The following is a 22,852-nucleotide window of genomic DNA, read 5'->3' as shown; positions in this document are numbered from 1 at the left end:
AGGCCGTCACTGCTCCCCGGCCGATGGCCCCGGCACACGGTCCGGAACCGAACGGCGCGGCCCGGTCCGCCCGCTGACGGTCCTGCTGTCGGCGACGCGGCGGAGTGCCCGGTGCTTCGCGCACCGGGCGCCTTGCTCGGGCGCCGTCCCCTCGAAGGACACGATCAGCGGTGGAAGCTGTCCTTCGCGCGCTCCTTGGTCGCTCGGGCCTTGCCCCGTGCCTCCAGTGCGGCGCCTTTGACCGCGGTGGTGTTCTTGCCCAGCGCGTGGGCCACCTTCCTGACGGCCTTACCGGCAATCTGCTCGGCCGTGGCCTTGGCCTTCTGCCCGGCGCTCATGTCGGTCCCTTCGTCGACGCTCTACAAGGCGTCTGCCCCCGATGCCGCGGCGGAAACGGGATCCCCGCCCGTCATCAGGCCCAGAGCCGCTGATGATGAAAACGGTGACCGTGGAGATTGCCGCCCCCGTCGATCCGGAGTTCCGTCACGCCTCAGGCGGACTGGCACCCTAGGGGAACCTACGGTGCGCTGGTCCGTCGGACCGGACGCGGACCTGCGGCGGGGTGCTCGTTGCCGACAGGGCCGGCGGTGAGCACGTCGTAGGTTTCGGTCAGGCGGAACAGCCGCGTGGGCTGGTTGCGCAGGCCGGTGACGGTGAAGGAGCCGCCCCCGGCCTGGAGGTGTCTACGCAGCTGCAGCAGCAGGTTCAGGCCGCCGGCGTCCATGAAGGAAACGCCTGACAGGTCAATCTGCAGCAGGGTGCATCCGGGCAGAATGAGGGCTGCGGCCTGGGAGAGTGCGGGACTTGTGGCGAAGTCCATGTCCCCGGTGACGGTGATCACCGTACGGTTGGGGTGCTGCCGCGTGGTCGTGCTGAGGTCGTTCATGGTTCGGCCCTCGATTCGGGGTCGAGCCCATCACGCCCTGGGGGAGAGGGCGTCAAGCACGCGGCGTGGGGCCGCGTACAGCCGAGCAAGACAACCCGTACCGCGTCCCGGCCAGGATGTTGGCCCTCAGGGGCGGCGCGGGGTCTCCCACCAGACCAGGCTGGTCGTCCGTGCAGCGTGACACAAATACCGCGGTCCCGGCCAGCCTGGCCGGCCGACGAGGAGCGACGATGGGCCGGTTACGGCCGGTCCGACGGAGGCGGCAGGCGGTTTCACCGTCCCGCGGGAGCGGGGCCATGCCCGGCGCGAAGAGCGTCAGCAAGGCGAGAGTTCGACCGTCGATGGATCGGGCCGGGCAGACGATGACCGACGGGGGAGAGGGTCTGTACCCCGACCACGGGCGCCGTCTCACAATGAGATCACTCGCACCAGGAAGAACGCCGCCACGAGAAGGCAGCCGAGCACGATCAGGGACAGCCACACATGCGGGTGCTCCCAGATGCCGCCGTCCGGCCGTTCGCGATGAGCCTCGGCGGTGGAACCTTCGGCGGGAGGGGTTTCACCGGGAGGAGGCAGTGACTCGTTCATGATCACGCCGCGTGGATGGCTTGGATCGGAAAGGCGTTTGGGGTGGGCTGCTCCCGTTCCTCGTAGTTCGCCAGGGCGAGACCCAGACCGAAGAACGTGGGAGCCCACTCGCCGACGAAGATGCCCCATCGGTCAGCACGCTCCAGGCTCTCGTTCCTGCTGGAGGTGAGCCAGGACAGGAGGGAGAGACCGATGGACGCGGTGGCGGCCAGGTAGGCGTGCTCACTGCGGACGCCTGTCTCGTGCAGCTTCTTCACGATCATGAGTACTCCTCGACAGTGCAGGGAGCGTCCCGCTTCATGCGGAAAAGCCGTACAGCGGGATGAAAGGTAGTTGATGATTCGGGTCGCGGGGACCGCTCGGATGCTGCTCGACGCAATTCTTTTTTCTCCCCGAGTGCATCCATCGACGGGCCTTGAGGGAACTTCTCGTTCGCAGGGGTTATGGGCTCGCGGTCTGAACCCCCGAGCCAGAGCGCGAGCCCGCCCCTCGGCGACACCGCGGCGACCCGCCGCGGTGTCTCGCTGGAGACCCATCGGCCTCGCCATGATCGGCGGTCCATGAGGCAGACGCCGGTGCCGCCGGTGCTGCCCGGCGGCACGGACAGCGTTCGGGGTTGCGGCTTCTTCCGCCACGCGACCCAGGTCTCAAACCGTGCGGGATCGCGGACGCCGTCGTCGAGGACAGCCGAAGGCGGGGACGTCGTCCACAGGTATGTTCCTGGCCCGGTCGGGCGGTTGGCCGCGTCGAGACGGTGCGGTGCAACCATCTGGCGGCTTCATAGGTCTTCTTGGCGATCACGTTGTGGTCGCATTGACGAGGAGGCCATCATCACCGCCCTACGTAAGACCCTGACCGCCACCGCAGTTGTCGGCGCCGTCCTGGCGGGTTCGGCCGCATGCGGCACCGTGGAGCAGCTCTCCGCGGGGAAGAAGCTCGACGAGGCTTTCGAGAAGCTCGCCAGTGAGAAGACGATCTCCTTCGAGCTCGATCTCGACACCGACGCCCAGAGCCTGAAGGCGCTGGACGCTTCGTCGGAACCGGAGCCCGGTGAGGAGTTGCCCGACGAGGCGGCCGAGCTGTTCAGTGGCGCGAAGATCAGTTTCACCGTGCATTCGAAGAAGCCGATCGCCGAGTCCGGGGAGAAGGACTACGTCGGCATGGCGGTGAAGATCAGCACCAAGGACGGCGACCTCACCGAGTACCGGGTCATCGGCGACTACGTCTACATCCGCTCCGACCTGGAGTCCGTCGGCAAGGCGATCGGCGCCCCCGTGCCGCAGGCGCAGGACCTGCCCCCGGAGGCGAGCGGGCTCAAGAAGGTGCTTGAGGGCGAGTGGGTGAAGATCAATGCCAAGGAGATGGAGAAGACCGCAGCCGAGATGGGAGCGGAGCCCGGTGCGAAGCCCGAGCCCGAGCTCGACGCCGCGACTCAGAAGCAACTGCTGGAGGCGCTCCGCGGGACCATCGCCCGCGAGGTCGACTTCAAGACCGCCGGTGACAAGGACGGCTCCGAGCACATCACCGCCACCGCTCCGTTCCGTACGCTGATCACGGAGTTCTTGGGCGAGATCCGTCCGCTCGCGAAGAAGCTGCCGCCCGGCGTGGAACTGCCCGCGGACAAGGACCTGAAGGACGCCCCGAACACCAAGGTCACGGCGGACTTCACACTCAAGAACGGCGAGCTGACCGAGGTCTACGTCGACCTCGCCAAGCTGGCCGAGAACGCGAAGGTGAAGAAGCTGGGCCTGGTGGTGCGGATGAGCGAGGGCCGGACGCCCACGGCCCCGGCCGGCGCCACCGAGCTCGACATCGAGGAGCTTCTGGGCGGTTTCGGCGCCGCGATGATGGAAGAGGAGGAGCTCGCCGAGGACGCGGCGTAGGCACGCCTCGGGACAGGCGTGCAAGGGGCGCTTCGGACGCCCCGCGCCAAGCTGCCCGTCCCGTGGGCGCTGCGGACGCGCCATGCGGCGCTGCCCGGCCCGTGAGTACTGCGGACGCGCCGTGCCGCGCTGCCCGTCCCGTGGGCGCTGCGAGCGGTGGCTACCGCGCTTCCGTGAGGGCACGTACGCCGCCTCGGGCCGACCCGGCAGGGCGGCCCGGGCGCCTGCTTCAGCCGTCTTCGGGCCGGTCGCACCATGGCCGTGGCCTCAGCGCGGGGGCTGGGCGACGATCGGAACGCTGTGGCAACGTACGGCGGCCAGGACGGCGGTGGGCAGGCGCTCGGCCTGACGGCACGGGCCAACGGGCTTGACCGGATCCGCAGCTCGTGGACAAGCGGCTGCGGCGCCGTCCTGGGTAATCGTCACGGACAAGTCCCAGCCAGGGGGTGTCCATCCACCACCGACTCGGCAGACTGGCCCCATGACAGCGCGATCCATCAGCAAGGGCGCCAATCTGCCGGTCGCCCCGTCCGTCGTCCGCGTCGAACTCAGCTGGTCCGAGCAGGGCGGTGGGCCGGACGTCGACGCGTCGGCCCTGCTGCTGACCGAGGCCGGACGGGTCCGTGACGACGGCGACTTCGTCTTCTACAACCAGCCCCGGCACGCCTCCGGTGCCGTGACGCACACCGGCAAACGAGCTGCCGGCGGTGTCATGACCGACACGGTCGAGGTGAACCTGGGCGCGCTGGAGAGCGGCATCGCGCGCGTGGCGCTGTGCGCGTCGGCCGATGGCGGCACTTTCGGCCAGGTCACCGGTCTGACCCTGAGGCTCCTCGACGCGGCGGGCCAGGCCGAGGTGGCCCGCTTCGAGATGACGGCCGGCACGGAGACGGCCTTCATCGGTGGCGAGCTCTACCGGCGCGAGGGACGCTGGAAGTTCCGTGCCGTCGGCCAGGGCTACGCCTCCGGGCTCGCGGGACTGGCCACCGACTTCGGGATCACCGTCGACGAGGAACCGGCAGCCGCGGTCACCCCGTCACCGGCAGCCGCGGTCACCCCGTCACCGGCAGCCGTCCAGCCCCCGCCTGGCCCGGCGACGCCATCGCCCTCGGCCCCGGCGTCCGGCCCCCGCCTCACCAAGGGCGAGGAGCGGCTCCCCGTGGACATGCGCAAGCGGCTGTCCCTGCGCAAGGAGCAGGTCGCCGTCAGCCTCAGCAAGCACGGCGCGGCCGGCATCACCGCGCGGGTGATCCTGGTGCTGGACGCCTCCGGCTCGATGGCGTTCCTGTACTCCGGCGGTGTGGTGGCGGACGTCGTGGAGCGCATGGCCGCGGTCGCGGCGCAGCTCGACGACGACGGCGAGATGCAGGCCTGGACCTTCGCCAGTAACGCGGCCCGCCTGCCGGATCTCAGGCTGGGCGAACTCCCCGAGTGGCTGCGACTGCATGTGCGGGTGGGGGAGATCAGTCTGTTCCGGCGCGGCAAGAAGCCCAGGAGAGGACTGGAGGCGGGGCAGGTCGACATGCGGTCGGTCGGCATCCAGAACGAGGAGCAAAAGGCGATCGCCGAGGTCAGAGCATACGTACGGGAGAACCCCGCACCCGTACCGACCCTGGTGCTGTTCTTCTCCGACGGAGGCGTCCACCGGGACGCGGCGATCGAGGTCGAGCTGCGCGAGGCGGCCGAGGAGCCGATCTTCTGGCAGTTCGTCGGCCTGGGCCGCTCCAACTACGGCGTCCTGGAACGGTTCGACACCCTGCCCGGCCGTCGCGTCGACAACGTGGGCTTCTTCGCCGTGGACGACATCAGCACCGTCCCGGACCAAGAGCTCTACGACCGTCTGCTGTCGGAGTTCCCGTCCTGGATCACCGCCGCCCGCCGGGCGGGAGTCCTCTGACCAGGGCCGATGCCGTACGGCGGGGGCGTTGTCAGTGGGGCCGGTTACGGTTCGTGACAGTGAGGATCACAGGACCCGTCGACGACTGGGCGACCGTGGCCGGACGGTGACGGTGACGGGGGCGGGGGCGGAGAGGACGGGGAGCGAAGGATGGCGGGGGACGGCATGGAACAGCCGGTATTGGTGTCGTACGCGGTCGGGTGGGACCTGTCCTCCCGCGCCGCGCTGGAGCCGCTCTCCCGGGCCGGGGCACAGGCCCGGGACGCCGCGGGGGAGCCGTATGTGACGGTCCATCGGCGCCCTGGCCGCGCAGAGCCGGTGGAGGTCCACCTGGTGGCGTGGAACGCCTCGTACGTGGGCGTGTGGGCCTACGACGACCAGGGGCGCCGGACGCGCGAGGCGGACTGGCGGCTGATCGAGCCGGAGCGGCTGTTCCTCCTCCGAGTCGCGCAGTGGTGCTACGACTCCCCGGACCAGCCCGAGTTCGGGCCCGGGGTCGCCCTTACGTATCAGGACCTCTGGCCGGACGGGAAGGGCAGCAAGGTGGTCGAGCGCCCGGGCGGCGGATCGACGCACACTCTCGCGGACCTGCCCCTGGCCGAGCGGTGGCTGAGCAGGGACCGGTTCGGTGCGGGAGGCGCCGGAGGGCTGCACTTCCCCGATGCCGGGGGCGGCTCGGGGTGGGCCGAGAACCCGCGGCGCGAGCCGGAGGCGGCCGCCGGGACACCCAAGCCCTGGCAGCCGCCCCGCCCGGGCCGGCCGGAGTGCCTGACCGAGCTCTTCCAGCCGGGCACCCGTCTCGGCACCGACCACCAGCCGGAGATGACCGTCACCGACGTCCGGGAGATCGCGCGGCTGAGGCTGCCCAGCGGCAGGCTGATCGTCGGCGACCCCGTCTCCGGGGGCTCCGACGCCGACCGTGAACTGACCGAGCGGTTCGCGCCGGGCAGTTACCCCCTCCAGACCGCTGTCCTCGCCTACGAGTACGAGTTCATGGGCGAGCACGTCGCCGTGGAGGAGCCGGTCGCAGTCCGCCTCCTGCTGAGCGACGAGCCGGTGGCGTCCTGGGAGTTGGCGCTCGGCGCGGACGACGACGTCCGGCTGCTCCGGGACGGCTCGGTCTACGGCTTCGACACCGACGGCGCCGCGGGGTCCTTCGCGGACGCTTCCGGCTGGGAGGTTCTCGCAGGCAAGGCACGCAGCCACCACGAGGACGGCGGGGACGCCGCGGAGGTGATCGCCGACGGCCACATACGCGCCACCGACGAGGCGACGGACAGCGACCTGGTCACCTTCTACACCGGCGGGGACGGTACCCACCCCGTCTGGCTGGGCCGTTCGCAGTCCGGCGCACCGGTCGGCGTCGCGGTCGTCACGGACTACCTGACCGGCCTGCACCTGCTCTGACAACGCGACCTCCCTTTCGGGCCCTGCGCGCTCGCTCCTGGCGGCCTGGTTGACGCGTACGCCTCCGAGAGCCGACTCATCCCGACCGCTGACCGCCGTGATCCGTCTACTGCCATCCGTCATGTTCAGCCGTGTCGTCGGTCAAGTCGTCATATGACTGGAACGGGCTTCCTTGTTGAACGGTCTCTGAGGGTGCCAGAATTCATCAACTCATCGGACCTCTTCCGGTGAGCGTCCGAAGACCGACCCCGGCCATGGAGACACGTGACCGAGACCGATCTCACCAGCGCTCCCCGTCCCCTGCTGCTGGCCGACGGCCGCCCGGCCGCGGATGCCTGGTCACTGGACCCCGGTGTCAGACACCTGAACCACGGTTCGTTCGGGGCCGTCCCGGTGGCGGCCCAGACGGCGCAGGAGGAGCTGCGCAGGGAGATGGAGCGCAACCCCGTCGTATGGTTCCCCGAGCTCCCCGCCCGGATGGGCCGGGCGCGCAGGGCCGTTGCCCGGTTCCTGAACGTGCCCGCAGGCGACCTCGCGCTCGTGCCGAACGCCAGCGGCGGCGCAAGCGTCGTCTACAACAGTGTGCGCTTCCCGGCGGGAGGCGAGGTCGTGGTCACCGATCACGGCTACGGCGCCGTCACCATGGGCGCCCGGCGACTCGCCCACCGCCACGCCGGCACGGTGCGGACGGCACACGTGCCCCTCGACGCCGACGAGGACGAGGCGTTCGCCGCCGTGATGTCCGCCGTCGGTGACCGGACCGCGCTCATCGTCGTGGACCACATCACCTCGCCCACGGCCCGCCGCCTGCCCGTGGAGCTGATCGGCAGGGAGGCGCGCCGCCGCGGTATTCCGCTCCTGGTGGACGGAGCGCATGTCCCAGGCATGCTGGAGAACCCGTTGCGGGACCTGGACTGCGACTTCTGGGTCGGCAACCTCCACAAGTTCGGCTGCGCCCCGCGCGGCGCGGCGGTGCTCGTGGCGCGATCCTCGTTGCGCGAGGGGCTGTATCCGCTCATCGACTCATGGGGAGCCGAGGATCCCTTCCCCGACCGCTTTGACAGCCAAGGAACCCTGGACGTCACCGGCTGCCTCGCGGCCCCCGCCGCCCTCGGATTCGTCGAAGACACCTGGGGATGGCCGGCCGCGCGCAGGTACATGCGCGAACTCGGCGACTACGCCGAGCGCGTCATCGGCGCCGCCTTCGCGGACCTGACCGGCGATGACCGGCCCGTCGACACCGGGATGCCGGTCGACGCGCTCCGTCTCGTCAGACTGCCGGACGGTCTGGCCGCCACCCGCCTCGAAGCCGACGCGCTGCGCGACCGGGTCGGGCGCGAACTCGACGTGGCGGCCGCGTTCACCAGCTTCGACGGCGTCGGGTATCTCCGGCTGTCCACCCACGTGTACAACACCGCCGCCGACTACGAGTACTTCGCCGAGAGGTGCGTCCCGGTGCTCGGTGAGTGGTCCCGTACCGCGACGCGGGATTGGAGGGGATGACCCGGCAGAACGGACGAACAGGGGCTGAGCGGGTGTGCCAGGAGCGTTCGCCGTCACCGCACAGGTGCCGCCGTACTGAGGGCAGGTGCCCCAGGGCATCCCGCACAGGGTTCGGGTGCCGGGCGACGCGTGGGACGCGGTCGAAGCTGCCTGAAGGTCTTTGCGGCGCCTGCCGGATACGGCGGATGTGCCCGGCCCTGCCCTTGAGTTCGTCTGGTTGCGGAACCGCGGCCGTCAGCCGTGTCAGCTTCCCGGCGGGTCCGTCAGCGCACTGCGCGACCACCGCCGCCGACGCTAGCGTGAGCCACTGGCCTGCACTCGGTTCTCCGCACGCCCGCCCGTTCCTGAGACACTCCCCGCTGGAGGACGTTCCGCCATGCAGCGCGACAGCGGTCCCGGCACGTGGATCCGCCGTTACCGACCCCGGCCGGACGCCACCGTACGGCTGGTCTGCTTCCCGCACGCGGGGGGCTCGGCGGTGGTCTTCCACTCGTGGGCGGCGGCGTTCCCGCAGGACGTGGAGGTACTCGCGGTGCAGTACCCGGGGCGGCAGGACCGGATCGCCGAACCGAGGGTCGAGGACCTCGCGGAACTGGCTAAGGGCGTCCTGCCGGCGCTGAGAGACGCTGTCGGGCATAGCCCCTACGCGCTGTTCGGGCACAGCATGGGCGCCACGCTGGCCTTCGAGGTGGCCCGCCGACTGGAGGCCGAGGGCGAAGGCCCCGAGATACTGGTCGCCTCGGCGCGCCGGGCGCCCTCCAGGCACCGCGATCAGCTGGTGCATCTGCTCGACGACGCCCAACTCGCCGCCCACATCGCCGAGCTGAGCGACGCCAACAGCCGGCTGATGGAGGACGCCAGGGCACGGGCCATGATCGTGCCGACCGTCCGCAGCGACCTGCGGGCGATCGAGACCTACCGCTGCCCGCCGGGTCTGGCGCTGCGCGCACCCATCCTGACGGTCATCGGGGACGCCGACCCCTGGACCACTCTCGACGAGGCGCAGGCCTGGGCCAGGCACACCCGCGGCGGCTTCGAGCTGCGTCTGCTGCCCGGCGGGCATTTCTACCTGGACGATCACCAGGACGAGGTACGCGAACTGGTCCGCGCCCGCCTCGGCCACCGCGTGGCATGAGCCGGGTGCGGGACCGGCGGGCCGCCGTGAGCAGCCGAGTAGGGCCGCGCACTCTGCGGTAAGGCGCACACCGGGTGCGTATGGGCGTCCCGCGAGGACTGCCCCGGCCGTGCGCGCGCATGCCCGGCACCGGACCCGTCGGCCCCGGACGCTGCGACCGTCCCCGGTCCCCCCGGTCCCCCGGCGGCGCGGACCCGCTCGGACTGCGTGGCTGTTCGGCACCCCCTTCGTCCGGTACCCGTACCCGTGAAGGCAGCCGGCAGTGATCTGCAACCAAAAGTTGCGCGTAAACGACTCCCGGCGTAGGCTGATGTGCAACTAAAGGTTGCGAAAGGTCGGGGCATGGAGTACGGCAGCATCGAGCGCGACATCCACGTCGACGCATCACCCGAGGTGGTCTTCGAGGTCATCAGCCGGCCGGAGCATATGCGGGAGTGGTGGCCGGACGAGGCCAGGTTCGAGCCCGTCGAAGGGGCGCCCGGCGAGCTCTTCTGGCGCGACGGGACGACCGGCGAGACGATGACCGTCGCGCTGACCGTCGTCGAGGTCGACCCGCCGTCGCGGTTCTCGTTCAGGTGGTGCTATTCCGGCGCCGAGCGTGACGGGGACTCGTTGCTGGTCACCTTCGATCTGCTGCCGACGGAGCAGGGGACCCTGGTGCGGATGACCGAGACCGGGTTCCGCGAGATGGGCTGGGAGATCGCCGTCCTGGAGGAGCAGTACCGGGACCACACGAGCGGCTGGGACCGCTACATCCCCCGGCTGGGCGCGTACATCACACGGCTGGAGTCGACCCCATGAGTACGCCCGGGGACGACGAGTTGTGGTCGGCGATCGGCGACCCGACCCGGCGCACACTGATCGACCTGCTCCTCGCGTCCGGACCCGGCACGGCCACCTCACTCAGCGCGGGCCTCCCCCTCACGCGGCAGGCCGTGTCGAAACACCTCGCCGTCCTCGACCGGGTCGGGCTGGTCCGCGCGGAGTCGGCAGGCCGCGAGCGGCGCTACCGGGTCGACGAGGCGCAACTCGCCCGTGCGGCCGCGCAACTGGCCACGGTCGGGGCCACCTGGGACGCACGACTGCGAAGGATCAAAAGCATCGCGGAGGCGATCGAACGCAGCCGCACCAACACCGAAGGAGCATGACAATGGTCGACATCCTGCACCGGGTCGGCGCCGTAGCGCCGCTGGACGACGTCTACCGGGCCCTCGCGACGCCCGAGGGCATCGCCGGCTGGTGGACGACCGACACCACCGGCAAGAGCGAGGTCGGCGGCACGCTGGCGTTCCGCTTCGGCGACGTCGGTGGCTTCGACATGGAGATCCTTGAACTCGACCCGGCCGGCCGGGTGCGCTGGCGCGTCACGGACGGCCCCGCGGAGTGGATCGGAACCGAGATCGACTGGAGCCTCAGCCGGCACGAGGAGTACACGATCGTCCTGTTCAGGCACGAGGGCTGGCGCGAGCCGGTCGAGTTCATGCACCACTGCAGCACGAAGTGGGCGATCTTCCTGATGAGTCTGAAGGACTTCGTGGAGACCGGGAAGGGCAGGCCGGCGCCCGACGACGTCCGGATCAGCGACTGGCACTGACTGCGGGGGCGGAGCACCGCACCGTGGCGACAAGTGCCGCTGCCGTACGCCGATGCGGCAGACGGCGTACGGCCCGACGGCGGGGGCGCACAGGGCCTTCAGTCGCTGATCGGCTCGCGGCCGCCCAGCACCCGGCGTACGGCCCACGATGCGCCGGTGCCGTGACGCCAGCGGAGTGGTGATCATCGCGGCAGCCACCGGCGCCACCGCGGAAGATGGTGCCGCAGCCGCAGCCGCAGCCGCAGCCGCAGCCGCAGCCGCAGCCGCAGCCACCGACGCCACCGACGCCACCGCGGACGATGGCGCCGCAGCCGCCGCCCCGGGCATGATTCCCGACGGGTTTCCCCCGTGCGACAGCCAACCGCGGCAGCGCACGGCGCGAGATCTCGTTCCCCTGGTCTGCGCCCCCGCACCGGCGGGAACACGCGTACGGCAGGCCACTCCGCGTCCGCCATGTCCGACGGACCCGGGCGCACCCGAACGGGACGACCGGCCGGGGCTGCCGTACGCACGGTCGAGAGGCGGGCCTCTCAGTAGCCGGAGGTCTGCCAGCTGTACTGGTAGCCGAGGCCCCATGTCGCAGTTCGCCTCGACGTACACACTCACGCCCCTGGGGGCGACGCTGCTGCGTGAGGCGGGACACGGCCCCCGGCCTGCTCCGGGCCCGCCTGCGCCTGCCCCATGACCGGGCGCGCCGACTCCTTCTCCGGCATGAGCGACTGAGGGGCCGACGGATCATGTGCGAATGCCAGACAGGCCCGGGGACATCCCGGGCCTGTCGACCGGCCTGCGCTCTGCCGGGCCCTCGGACGCGGACCGGCGAGGGGGACTCAGTCCGAGATCACCACGCCCTCCGCGAGCAGGACCGGGACACCCTCGCGGGTGCCCGTCCAGTGGCCCGACTCGTCGTCGTAGCGCAGGCGTTGGACGCGCTGGGCGCCGGGTGCCGCGACGAGGCGGCGTGCGGACAGGGTGCCCGGGACGCTCCTCGGGGAGTGGAGATCGGCCGCGCGCACGAGTGCCTCCACGGCTGCCGGGTCGATGGTGGGAGAGGGCGGGAAGGGGACCGTCCACAGGTCTGCCGGATACACGGCGGGGACCGTGTCCTCGCCGTCGAGGAAGTCGGGGGCGTCTTGGAAGACCACGCCCTCCCAGGCGAGCCGGTTGCCGTGTCGCTGCCCCGTGCGCGCGGCGCGGCTCGCGGAGCGGGTGTCCGGCAGGTCCTCCACCGGCTGCTCGCCGTAGACCAGCGTCAGCGACGCGACGTCCTCTCCGGCGCCGTCGCGGACGGAGACGTCCACGCACCACTCACCGTCGCGCCGGACTCCCCGCGCCTCGCGGTGCAGGGTGAGCACGTCGTCGGTGAACCGCAGCCGCGGGAGGCGAACCCGCAGCTCGCGCAGCTCGCGCAGATGCAGCAGGGGCCAGCCCTCGGGAACCACCCAGTCACCCGCGGCCACCGCGTGTTCCAGGACGACGCTGACGGGGACGGCGAGGTCCGCACCGACCCGGAACTCGGCCAGACACGGATGATCGCGCGCCGTCAGGGACAGCTTGGTGCGCAGCATGCGGAAGATCTCGTACTGCTCGACCTGACCGAGATAGTGGTCCAGGGCGTGCAGCCGGGACAGGTCGGGGTGGCCTGTGAGCGTGCCGAAGCCGCGTAGCTGGCCGGGGGAGAGGACGGCGCCGATCCGGCCGAGGAAGACGGACTCGCCGGTGTGTCCGGAGGCCAGTTCGGCGGCCCACAGCCGGGCCCCCTCGGCGGGGTCGAGGGTGGACACGTACCGCACGGCGGCCGCGTAGTTGGCGATGACGCCGAGCCGTTCCCAGGTGGGCCAGCACAGGGTCTGCACGGGCAGCCCGAGGTTGTCGCGTGCCCAGAAGCCCAGCCGGGCCAGCGCCTCGTTGCCTGCCGCGTAGTCGACCTGCCCCACCATGCCGCCCATGCGGCCGGCCAGTGAGCCGACGTTGCTCAACAGCCGCAGCCGCCGGCGGCGTTCGGGCCGGGCGAGGACGGCCGCGACCAGGTTGGCGAAGCCGGTGACCTTCACGTCGACGGTGCGCACGACGTCGTCGGCCGACTTGCGGTCGAAGCGGGCCGGCTCGTCGATGCCGGCGTTGTGCACGACATGGGTCGGTCCCTCGCCGAGCGCGGCGAAGACACGCTCGACCTGGTCGGGGTCCGTGCAGTCGCAGCGCAGGTAGTCGATGCGCAGCCCGTCGGCCGCCGCCCCCGCGAGGTTGCGGTGCACGGCGCGGTCGTCCTCGGCGCGGCGCACCTCGCGGCGTACCTCGGACAGCCTGGCGGGTGTCCGTCCAGTGGCGAGCCGCTCGCGACGCCAACCGGCGAACTCCTCGTCCTCCAGCAGGACTTCGCCTTCCGGCTGCGGGCGCTCGCCCCGTCCGGTGACCACGACCCGGCAACCGAAGGTCTCTGCGAAGGCGCGGGCCGCCGCGAAGCCGACACCTCGGGCGCCGCCCGTGACGAGGACCGTGTCGCCCGGGCCTGGTGCCGTCGCCTCGCCGGGCGGAGGGGTCGGCGCGGGCCGTCCGGCGAGCACATGGCGTCGTCCCGCGCGGTAGCAGACCTCGAAGTCCTCGGGGAGCGCGTACTCCTGGGCGGCCGCCTCGGCGATCACCTCGGCCTCGGCACGGTCCACGTCCACCACGACGATCCCGGCGGCGGGCAGTTCGCGGGGCAGGCACTTGGCCAGGCCGGACCAGATGCCGCTGAGCGGCTGCGGCACCGGTCCGTCGCCGTGGCCGCCGAGCCCGCCGAGATGGGTGACGGCCACGTAGATGTGGTGGCCGTAGCGGTGCTCGGCGGCCCAGCGCGCGTATGCGCCGCGGATGGCCTCGGTGGTGCGGCCGAGTGCCTGACGCCACGAAGTGTCGCCCAACTCGTAGGAGCGGCCGACCACGTTGAGATCGACGATGCCGTCCCAGCCGTCGGCCGGCAATCGGCTGCCGGGGGTGTGGGTCACCACGCGGGCGCCGCGCCGTTCGAGGGCGGCGCCGACCGCGTGGACCAGGTCCGCCACTTCGCCCACCAGCAGCAGCCTGCGCCCGGCCAGCGGTGTCTCCCTGGGAGCCGGGCGTGGTGCTTCGACGGGCTCCCAGACGAACCGGGTCACCGGGCGGACGAAGGCCTCGGGGTCGAAGGCGGACAGATGCGGCCGCAGCGCCGGCCAGTCCCGCTCGGCTTCTTCACGTGTGACAGTCGAGGTCATCGCCCGCGCTCCTCTGCCGTCACCCGGATGCCGTCCTTGGGGAAGAGGGTGATGTACGCGCCGCTGCGGGGCGTCTCGTCGACCAGGGTGAGACGGAAGCGGCCGTGCACCGTGGCCACCGCCTGGTGCAGCAGCCCCAGCCCCATCCGCTTGCCGATGCACTGGCGGCGTCCGCCGCCGAAGGGCACGTACGCGGACCGGTCGCGTTCGGCGGAGGCCTCGGTCGTGAACCGGTCCGGGTCGAAGGTGTCCGGGTCGTCCCACTGGTCGGGGTTGCGGTGGGCGGCGTACACGGAGATCAGGACCGGCGTGCCCGCGGCGACGCGCCGGCCCGCCAGCACGTCGTCCTCGATCGTCTGCCGGGGGAACTGCCACACCGGCGGGTGCAGGCGCAGCGCCTCGTCGACGGCCCGGCCCGTGTACGGCAGCGAGTCGAGATCGGCGGAAGTGGGCGGGCGCACCCCGCACACCTGGTCCGTCTCCGCCTCCAGCCGGTCGCGGACCTCCGGGTGGCGGGCGGTCTCGTACAGCGTCCACGCCAGGGCGAGGGCGGTCGTCTCCACCCCGGCGAGCATGAGAGTCACCAGGTTGGACCAGAAGGCGTCCTCCGGCAGGTCGGAGGCGCGGATGAGGGCGGCGACCTCACCGCCCGAGCCCTCGTCGGCGTCCCGGGCGGCCTGCGCGATGACCCGTTCCAGCGTGTGCCGGGCCCGCCGTACGCGGCGCCGGTAGGGGGTGGGGATGAAGGAGGGGACCAGCTTCTCCAGGGAGCCGACCTCCTTGAAGATGGCCTCCAGCGCGACACTCAGCGCCCCGGCGAACTCGCCGCCGTCTCTTGAGAGATCACGGCCCACCAGGGCGTGCCCGATGACCCGGCAGGTGAGCTGCATCGACTCGTCGTACAGGTCGAACGGGCGCCCCGTGCGGGCGTGTTCGGCCCAGCGGTCCGTCAGATCCGCCAGCGCCGCGTCGGTTTCGGCCGCTCGGGCGGCGATCGCGTTCGGTGTGAAGGCGGGGTTGACGACCTTGCGGTGCTCGCGCCAGTCGGCGTCGTCGAGCGTCAGCAGGCCGTGGCCCATGAACAGACGGAAGGCCTCGTAGTAGGCGCCGCGGCAGTAGTTGTCCGCATTGCCCTGGAGGATCTGCCGGACGGCTGCCGGATCGGTCACCTGCACGGTGGGGTTGTGCGGGATCATCGGCAGCTTCACCACGGTGCCGTGGGCGCGCTGCGCGCGCACCGCGAAGGCCGGCGGGTCGGCGGCGTACAGGATGGTGGAGCCGACCACGGGCCAGGCCAGCGGGCGTCCGGTCGGCCCGTCGGGCTCTGGCGGCGGGGCCTCGCCCGCCAGGGCTCCGGTCACGGGGCAGCGCACGGCGGTGTCCGTGTCACTGCCCTGCGGTGTGCTCTGACGTGTCACGATGTCGCCTCCTGGGCCTGCGCCGTCGCCCGATGGGCGAGGCCGGCGTCACGCGGGCGCTCGCGGTAGGCGCCGGTGGTCTGGTTGATGTGGCCGAGGACCACGCCGGTCATGTCCTTGATCTGCAGCACGACGTCCCCGGCCGCGGTGGCCGCGACGGCCCGGTTGGCCGCGCCGCTCTCCAGGTCGAGACGTGCGGGCAGTGAGTACAGCTCCACGCGGGTTCCGGCGGCGGCGAGTGAGGCGTCGGTGTGGCCGCCGTACAGGTCGATGCGGCGGATCGTGCGGGGGACGGCGAGCGGGGTCCAGTCGCCGCCGTGCTCCGCCAGTTCGGCCCGCTCCAGGACGCACACCCGGGCCAGACCGTCCAGCAGCACGGACGGCACGACGAGGTCGGAGAACCAGCGGTCGATGCCGGGCCGGTCGGGCGCGTAGTGGGCGCGCCGGCCGGACGGGTGGGTGCGGGTGCCGGCCGTGGAGACGAAGACACCGCTGAGGAGTACCGCGGGATTGGGCACGTGGTAGGGATCGGCCAGTGGCTCGGCGCCGTTGTCGTCCCAGTGCTGCCAGCGCGGCGCGGCCACCGGTTCGTCTCGCAGACGGACCCGGGCGCTGAAGTGCCGGCGGTCCTTCACCAGCACCCGCCCGTCCGGCGCCACGACGTCACCGGTCACCTCGACGGCGACGACCGACTCCTGCGGCCCGTCGGACACCAGCCGTGCCTTGATCTTCTTGACCTCGTCGCGGTCGGCCTTGTAGACGCGCAGGAACGACTCCAGGCGTACGTCCTCGATGACGACCGGCACGCGGCCGGGCACGAGGTGCATGGCGGCCTCCGCGGCGAGTTCGGGGACGAACGTGCCGGGCAGCGTGGGGTGACCGTCGACGACGTGCTCACGCAGATAGGCGTCGCGGTCCAGGCCGAAGCGGCGTACGACGGTCAGCCGGCCGGGGGCGCGGTCCACGATGTCGTCGACGTAGAACCCGGGCAGCCGGGGGGCGGGTGCGGTGGGAGCGGGTGAACTCCTCCGCGAGTCGGGCACCTTGCGGCAGAAGTCCAGGTAGCCCGGTGCGGCCGCCTCGATGGCGGCGCGTTCGGCGTCCCCGAAGAACACCGTCACCGGCGTGTGCTGCCCATGGTTCGCCTGGTCCAGTTCGTGCAGGAAGTGATCGATGCCCTCGGCCGTGGGCATCGCGGTGAACTGGGCACTCTTGGCGAGGAAGGTCCGCATGAGTGGGGTGGCGCCCAGGCCGACGTCCCGCCACAGTGTCCAGCCGAGGGTGAACTCCCGTGTGCCGTGGGCGGAGTGGTGCAGGGCGGCGGTGTTGAAGTAGTCGTTGGCCGCGCCGTAGTCGGTCTCGCCCGTCTGGCCCGTGAAGCCGACGAAGGAACCGAAGTTGCACCACAGGCGCGGCTGCCGGTCGCCGAACGCCGCCTTGAGGTGGGCGTAGGAACGGACCTTCAGATCACGGACGGTGCGGAAGTCCTTCAGCCGCTTCTGCTCCACCGAGGCGGCCCGGTTCGTACCGGCGATGTTGAGCAGCAGGTCGATGCCGCGCTCCGCGTCCGTGATCCGCCGTACGGTGGTCTGCACGTCCTCCGCGTCGCGCAGATCGCACCGGTGGTAGGTGACCCGGTCGGCGCCGCACAACTCCCGCAGCGCGGCGAGCGTGGCACGGACCTCGCGGGCGGAACCCAGCCGGTCGTAGGCGCTGTTCGCCTCGCGCACGGTGATCCGGTTCGGACCCGTGGTGCGGACGCGGATGAAGTCCTTGCGCTCCAGTTGCGCGTCTGCCTCGTCGCTGTCGAGGTCGGTCGAACCGATGAGGTGCAGCCGGGGCCGGTCGCGGCGGGCCAGGGCGAGCAGCAGTTCGGCGCCGATGCCGCGGGCGCCGCCTGCCGCGACCACCACCTGGTCGCCGGAGCTCGCCCGCGTCTCCGCACGCTCGCCCGGTTCGGTGACGGCCTGCCACAGCAGCCGGGTGCCGCCCGTGTGGTAGACGACGGGCAGCAGTTGCGGGGTCGCCAGCTCGCGGGCCGCGTCCGCCTCGGCCGTGATCAGGTCGCGTGCCTCGTGCACCACCGCCACGACCGAGGTGTCCGGCCACTCCAGCGCCAGGCTCTTGGCGAAGCCGGTGAACAGGCCGGCGCACGCGTGCGGGACCCGCGCGGAGTCGACGCCGCCGAGCACGAGCACGGAGAACGACTCCGGCCGGGCCGCGCGTTCGACGCAGGCCTTGGCCGTGCGGAACATCGCGTCGTGCACGTCGAGCAGTGCCTCGGACGGGGCCGCCTGCTCGGCGTGCAGATCGACGATGACGCGGATGTGGCGGGGCCGGGCCCGTGCGATGACGTCCTCGAGCGTTTCGTCGAGGGGGAGTGGCTCCGGTCCGCGGACGTGCTGGCCGGTGTTCGTCAGGAGGGCGGTGCCGGCCGGGAACAGTTCCGGTGCCGGGCCGTCGGTGCGGGCCCGGGCGGGAGCCGGGGCCAGCCGCAGGACGTGGCGGTCGAGGAGGTGCGGCTGTGTCGGGCCGGCCTCGTCGGGCTCCGCCTCGACCGCTGTCAGGTCGGGACTGCGCAGGGTGAGCCGGTGGACCGGGCCGCCCTTGCGCACGGGCCGTTCCAGCACCGCCGTGCCGGCCGCCCCGTTCGCCCGGGTCAGGAAGGCGATCAGTTCGCGGGCACCCTCGGCGCCCAGGAGAGTGGTGTCCTGATGGGTGGCGCTCATGCGGCCGCGCTCCTTTCCATGACGGCCAGTACGGGCAGGCCGGCCTCTTCGGCGAGGGAGCGGCGCGTCACCACGAACAGGAACGCGCCCTCGGTGGCGGGACGACCGTCCGCGTCGTTCCAGCCGGGCAGCGCCGCGCCGTTGACACCGGCGACCAGCGCCACGTCGATCTCCTTGAAGCCGAGGTAGAGCCCGGCCACGTCGAAGGCCTCCAGCAGCGAGGCCTCGCCGGCGTCGACGGTGAGACTCAGGCCGCGCAGATCGAAGTAGTTGCACAGCCGGGCCGCGATGACATTGGGCATCTCGCCCGGGAAGGAGTCCTCGGTGGGCGCGGCGATCAGACCGGTGGCCCGCTCCTGAAGCCGCTGCAGGAACTTCGCCGTCACGGCGGGCTCCTCGGCGCCCGTCACGGCATGGGCGATCTCGTCGAGATAGGCGCGGGTCTTGTACAGCAGCGCGTTGCGGGTCGCGCCGGTGTGTCCGACGACGACACCCGCCGTCGTGCGCCGGTTCAGGCAGAACTCCCGGACAGGCTCGTCGAGTTGCTGCACACAGCGGACCAGCATCAACTGCGAGCGGTCCGTGGTGCGGGCCGTCGGGGGCGGCATCCGCAGCTCCTGGAACGGCGGCACCGGGTAGACGGTCCCGAACGACGCCTCGGGATCCGGTCCTTCGCCCGCGGCCCACGCGGCGACCGCCGCGGAATCCGGGTCGCCGGGCAGCCGGGACGACCAGCCGACCACCACCAGATCGTCGTCCACGGGGGCGGGCAGCGCGATCGGGCTGCCGGACCGGGCGGCGGAGGGGTGGTCCTCGGTGAGGATCAGATGGGCGTTGGTGCCGCCGAAGCCGAAGCCCGAGACGGCCACCCGGCGGGTACGGTCCGGCCGGGCCGGCCAGGCCACCGGATCCTGCGGCACCCTCAGCGCCCCGGACAGTCCGGCGAGCGCGTCGGGCAGCCGCTCGAAGCGGTACTGCGCGGGGATGGTGTCGTGCCGCAGCGCGAGCAGCGCATGGATCACGGAGACCACACCTGCCGCCCAACCGCTGTGTCCCACAAGGGACTTGTTGGAGGTGACGTACATCGGCCGGTCGCCGGCGTAGCGTGCGTGCAGGCCGGTGAACTCCGCCTCGTCGCCGGCCGGCGTACCGGTGGCGTGGGCGATGATCCAGTCCACGTCCTGAGCGTCCAACCCGCTTCGGTCCAGGGCGCGTTCCACGGCGAGCTCCTGTCCGGCGGGCGCCGGAGCGTAGATCGCCTTGCCCCGGCCGTCGGCCGACAACCCGATCGCCGACAGCAGCCCGAGGACCCGGTCACCGTCCGCACGGGCCCGTGACAGCCGCTTGAGTACGACGAGACCGGCGCCGTCGGAGAACAGCGCACCGTCCGCTCCGGCGTCCAGCGCACGCACCGCGCCGCCCGCCGACAGCCCGTTGAGCTTGGCGAACAGCACCGAACCGCTCGGCGCCAGGGCGAACGAACCACCGCAGACGGCGACATCGCTCTGCCCGGACAGCAGGTCACGCACCCCGAGGTCCATCGCGTAGAGCGAGGAGGAGCACGCGGTGTCGACCATGTGCAGCCGGGTGCCCGCGGGCAGGATGCCGGCCATCGCGTCCTCCCCGACCCGGTGGGGGAGATACCCGGCCGACGGGTCGTCGCCGCGGTGGAAGCGGCTGCGCAGCGCCTCCCCGATCGGCCCCTCGACCGCGTCGTCACCGTCCTCGGCCAGCGTGTCCAGCGCGGCGCGCAGCACGAAGGCCTCTTCGAGGTGCTGGCTGCCGTCGGGGGTGTAGCCGACGCAGAAGGAGAAGCGGTCGTGGGGGTCGCGGCGTACGCCCTCCAGCGCCTGGTGGAGGCTGTGCCGCAGCCACAGGGTGGTGTGGTCGAGACCCGCGGTGGCCGGACCCTCGGCACGCAGCCGCTCGTGCGGCTCGAAGGAGGTGATGAAACCGGAGCGGCGCTGGTAGGTCTTGTCCGGCGCGCTGCGGTCCTCGTCGTGGAAGCGTGCGATGTCCCAGCGGTCGGCGGGCGCCTCGACGAAGAGTTCGCCGCCCTCCAGCAGCAGTCGCCAGAACTCGTCCGGGGAGGAGGCGCCGGGGACGGCCAGGCCCATGCCGACGATGGCGATCGGGTCGTCCTCGTCGGCCGTCGCCTCGGCCTCCGTCGCCGCCGCGGCTGCCCTCTTCGGGGTAGTCACCTCGGCGGGCGCTGTGAGTGGCGCGGTCACCTCCGCGGCTGCCGTCTTCGTCGCGGTCACGTCCGCGGCTGCCGTCTCAGGCGCGGTCGCCTTTGTGGCTGCGGTCTCAGGCGCGGTCACCTCCGCGGACGTCTGCCGCACGTGCGACGGCTGCTCCGGGCTCGGCGACATCGCCGACCGCAGCAGCGTCAGGCCGCCGTCCGCCAGCAGCGTCTGCCCCGTGACCCAGCCGGAGCGCTCCGAGGCGAGGAAGACCACGACCTCGGCGAGATCTTCGGGGCTGCCGAGACGGGCGAGCGGGGTGGCCGCGACGGTGTTGGCGCTGACGTCCTCGAAGGCCGGGAACATCTGGCCGACAGGGTTGTCGATCAAACCGCAGGACGCCGCGTTCACACGGATGCGGTCCTCGGCGAGCTCGGCGGCGAGGTAGCGGGTCAGCGACTCCAGCGCTGCCTTGGAGATGCCGACCGGAAGGTAGTTGGCCGGGGCGGTGATCGAGCCCAGGGAGGAGAGGTTGACGATGGCGCCGCCCTGCCGGGCAGCCCGCGCGAGCAGAGGCCGGGCGTAACGGGCGCACCACAGCGGGCCCTTGACGTTGGTGGCGTAGGTCCGGTCGAGGAGCTCCTCGGTGATCTCCTCGAACGGTACGAAGGAGCCGGCCGCGGCGTTGTTGACGAGGATGTCCAGGCGGCCGTACTCCTCGCCGATCTCGGCGAACATCCGCTCGACCTGCTCCGGCTTGGCGACCGAGGCCCTGACGACCCTTACGTCCAGACCCTGTGCGGTGAGGGTGTGGACCACGCCCTTGGCGGCGTCGTAGGAGTGGAAACAGTTGAGCAGCACGGTCGCGCCCTGCTGGGCGAGCCGTTCCACGATCACCCGGCCGACGCTTCCGGCGCCACCGGTGACCAGTGCGACGCGACCGGCGAACTCGCCGGTGGACACGGGCGGACGGGCGCTCATCGGGCGATCTCTCCCTCGGCGAACGCGCCGCCCGCGACACCGGCGGCCACGAAGTCGACGACCTTGCCGAAGGTGTCGTAGTCCGCCACACGCAGCCCGCTCGGCGGCGCGCCGAGGCCGAAGCGGTCGCCGAGCCGGCTCAGCAGCTCGGTCTGCTTCACGGAGTCGACCCCGAGGTCCGCCTCCAGCAGTACGTCGTCGGTGAAGACCTCGTGGGGGTACTCCATCGCCTCGGCGTACAAGGTCCGCACCCGGCCGGCGAGTTCGTCGCGGTCGACCGGCGCGGATGTGGCGCTGGGCGCGGCCTCGACGGTCTGAGCCGCGGCTTCCGCGGTCAGGTCCACGGTGACCGGGCCGCTGTCCGCGACCGGATCCTTCACGACCTCGGCCGACGTGACCGGACGGGCGTCGGCGAGCCCGCTGAACGGATCCCGCAGCGCCTTCGCGGCGGCCGCGAGCCCCGCCTCGTCGTCGTGGCCCGCCAGAGGTGCCACCGTGTGCACACCCGGCAGCGCCTCCTCGGCCAGGCCCGTGAGCACCCGTCCGGCGCCCATCTCGACAAAGGTCCGTGCGCCGGCGGTGTGCAGCGCGGCGAGGGACGTGCGGAAGGCGACCGGGGTGACCAGGTGCAGGGCGAGCAGCTCGGCGAGGTCGTCACTGTCACGGTAGAAGCGGCCGAGGATCGGTGAGTAGACCGGCACGGTCATGTCGTGGCGCTCGAACGAGGCCAGGCGGTTGGCCAGTTCGCGTCGCGCACCCGCCAGCAGCGGGTTGTGGAAGGGGTGCGGGGAGCGCAGCGGGATGGTGGCTATGCCGAGGTGACGGGCGATCGCTTCGGCGGTGTGGATGGCGTCGGCGGGGCCGGACAGTACTGTCTGGTCGAGGGCGTTGTCGACGGCCACCACCAGGCTGGTGTGGTCGATCAGGGCCACGAGCCGTTCGGCCCGCTCATGACCGCACCGCAGCGCGAGCATCGAGCCGCCCCGGCGGTCATGGGCGCGCACCACGGAGATCCGCTCGCACAGCACAGCGGTGGCGTCGGCCAGGTCGTAGGCGCCCGCACAGGTCAGCGCGGCCACCTCGCCGAGGCTGTGTCCCATGTGCAGCGAGGGGCGCACGCCGTTGTCGGTCAGCAGGCGGTGGGTGGCCACCGAGGTGGCGAAGATGGCCAACTGGAGTGTGTCCGGGGCCTGCTGGAGGAGGGTGGCCGGGCTGGGCGGTGAGGGCTGGAACAGCACCGAGGAGATCTCCTGGCCGAGACGCTCCTTGGCGACCTCGTCCACCACCTCGAAGATGCCGCGCACGGCGGTCGAGCCGCGCTCCCACAGGCCCGCCAGGGCCCCGGCACGGTAGGCGCCCTGTCCGGGGAACAGCGCGACGGTCAGGTCCAGATTTCGGTTCATGGGAGGACTCCT

The 22,852-nt window shown here is 71.8% G+C and carries 17 protein-coding genes; 8 read left to right on the top strand and 9 right to left on the bottom strand.

Features of this window, described 5'->3' with window-relative positions; genetic code table 11:
* Positions 1-164 precede the first annotated feature (164 nt).
* The 4 genes from ABZZ79_RS07465 to ABZZ79_RS07450 all read right to left on the bottom strand — a co-directional run bounded on the left by ABZZ79_RS07465 (position 165) and on the right by ABZZ79_RS07450 (position 1,737).
* On the bottom strand, positions 165-338 hold the full coding sequence (locus ABZZ79_RS07465; RefSeq protein WP_356687444.1) for a hypothetical protein: 174 nt from the start codon (positions 336-338) through the stop codon (positions 165-167).
* A gap of 179 nt (positions 339-517) precedes the next feature.
* Positions 518-886: an STAS domain-containing protein gene (locus ABZZ79_RS07460; RefSeq protein ID WP_356687442.1), complete on the bottom strand. Its 369-nt coding sequence runs from the start codon at positions 884-886 to the stop codon at positions 518-520.
* Positions 887-1,294: 408 nt separating this feature from the next.
* Entirely contained in the window at positions 1,295-1,474 is a 180-nt protein-coding gene (locus ABZZ79_RS07455; RefSeq protein ID WP_356687440.1) for a DUF6480 family protein, read from the bottom strand.
* Between the two features lie 2 nt (positions 1,475-1,476).
* Complete coding sequence (locus ABZZ79_RS07450) at positions 1,477-1,737, bottom strand: hypothetical protein (RefSeq protein ID WP_356687438.1); 261 nt, start codon at positions 1,735-1,737, stop codon at positions 1,477-1,479.
* A gap of 645 nt (positions 1,738-2,382) precedes the next feature.
* On the opposite strand from ABZZ79_RS07450, the gene ABZZ79_RS07445 reads away from it, so the two are divergent.
* The 8 genes from ABZZ79_RS07445 (at position 2,383) to ABZZ79_RS07410 (ending at position 10,893) form a co-directional block, all read left to right on the top strand.
* The gene (locus ABZZ79_RS07445) at positions 2,383-3,357 is read left to right on the top strand and encodes a hypothetical protein (protein ID WP_356687436.1); all 975 of its coding nucleotides are present in this window, start codon (positions 2,383-2,385) and stop codon (positions 3,355-3,357) included.
* A gap of 481 nt (positions 3,358-3,838) precedes the next feature.
* Entirely contained in the window at positions 3,839-5,254 is a 1,416-nt protein-coding gene (locus ABZZ79_RS07440) for a VWA domain-containing protein (RefSeq protein WP_356687434.1), read from the top strand.
* Positions 5,255-5,419: 165 nt separating this feature from the next.
* Entirely contained in the window at positions 5,420-6,661 is a 1,242-nt protein-coding gene (locus ABZZ79_RS07435; RefSeq protein WP_356687433.1) for a DUF4241 domain-containing protein, read from the top strand.
* A gap of 264 nt (positions 6,662-6,925) precedes the next feature.
* A complete protein-coding gene (locus ABZZ79_RS07430) occupies positions 6,926-8,164 on the top strand; it encodes an aminotransferase class V-fold PLP-dependent enzyme (protein WP_356687431.1) in 1,239 nt (412 codons plus the stop codon).
* A 376-nt stretch (positions 8,165-8,540) separates the two neighbouring features.
* On the top strand, positions 8,541-9,299 hold the full coding sequence (locus tag ABZZ79_RS07425; protein ID WP_356687429.1) for an alpha/beta fold hydrolase: 759 nt from the start codon (positions 8,541-8,543) through the stop codon (positions 9,297-9,299).
* A 342-nt stretch (positions 9,300-9,641) separates the two neighbouring features.
* Positions 9,642-10,100 carry an SRPBCC domain-containing protein gene (locus ABZZ79_RS07420; RefSeq protein WP_356687427.1) on the top strand — a complete coding sequence of 153 codons (459 nt, stop codon included), beginning with the start codon at positions 9,642-9,644 and terminating at the stop codon, positions 10,098-10,100.
* Positions 10,097-10,447: a metalloregulator ArsR/SmtB family transcription factor gene (locus ABZZ79_RS07415; protein WP_356687425.1), complete on the top strand. Its 351-nt coding sequence runs from the start codon at positions 10,097-10,099 to the stop codon at positions 10,445-10,447. Before ABZZ79_RS07420 ends, ABZZ79_RS07415 begins: the two co-directional genes overlap by 4 nt.
* Before the next feature lie 2 nt (positions 10,448-10,449).
* Complete coding sequence (locus ABZZ79_RS07410; RefSeq protein WP_356687423.1) at positions 10,450-10,893, top strand: SRPBCC domain-containing protein; 444 nt, start codon at positions 10,450-10,452, stop codon at positions 10,891-10,893.
* Between the two features lie 830 nt (positions 10,894-11,723).
* Here ABZZ79_RS07410 and ABZZ79_RS07405 read toward each other — a convergent pair.
* From ABZZ79_RS07405 to ABZZ79_RS07385, 5 genes are read right to left on the bottom strand one after another with little or no spacing between them, the layout of a single operon-like run.
* Positions 11,724-14,126 (bottom strand): SDR family NAD(P)-dependent oxidoreductase, encoded by a 2,403-nt coding sequence (locus ABZZ79_RS07405; RefSeq protein WP_356687421.1) that lies wholly within the window; start codon positions 14,124-14,126, stop codon positions 11,724-11,726.
* Positions 14,123-15,544 carry a cytochrome P450 gene (locus ABZZ79_RS07400; protein ID WP_356687419.1) on the bottom strand — a complete coding sequence of 474 codons (1,422 nt, stop codon included), beginning with the start codon at positions 15,542-15,544 and terminating at the stop codon, positions 14,123-14,125. Before ABZZ79_RS07400 ends, ABZZ79_RS07405 begins: the two co-directional genes overlap by 4 nt.
* Entirely contained in the window at positions 15,541-18,273 is a 2,733-nt protein-coding gene (locus tag ABZZ79_RS07395) for an SDR family NAD(P)-dependent oxidoreductase (protein ID WP_356687417.1), read from the bottom strand. Before ABZZ79_RS07395 ends, ABZZ79_RS07400 begins: the two co-directional genes overlap by 4 nt.
* Positions 18,270-21,437: an SDR family oxidoreductase gene (locus tag ABZZ79_RS07390; protein WP_356687415.1), complete on the bottom strand. Its 3,168-nt coding sequence runs from the start codon at positions 21,435-21,437 to the stop codon at positions 18,270-18,272. The genes ABZZ79_RS07395 and ABZZ79_RS07390 overlap by 4 nt, the downstream gene beginning before the upstream one ends.
* Positions 21,434-22,840 carry an acyltransferase domain-containing protein gene (locus tag ABZZ79_RS07385; protein ID WP_356687413.1) on the bottom strand — a complete coding sequence of 469 codons (1,407 nt, stop codon included), beginning with the start codon at positions 22,838-22,840 and terminating at the stop codon, positions 21,434-21,436. The genes ABZZ79_RS07390 and ABZZ79_RS07385 overlap by 4 nt, the downstream gene beginning before the upstream one ends.
* Between the last annotated feature and the right edge of the window lie 12 nt (positions 22,841-22,852).

It is taken from the genome of Streptomyces sp. NPDC006458 (assembly GCF_040612135.1).
Lineage (GTDB): Bacteria > Actinomycetota > Actinomycetes > Streptomycetales > Streptomycetaceae > Streptomyces.
This window is presented reverse-complemented; position numbering and strand designations above follow the sequence as displayed.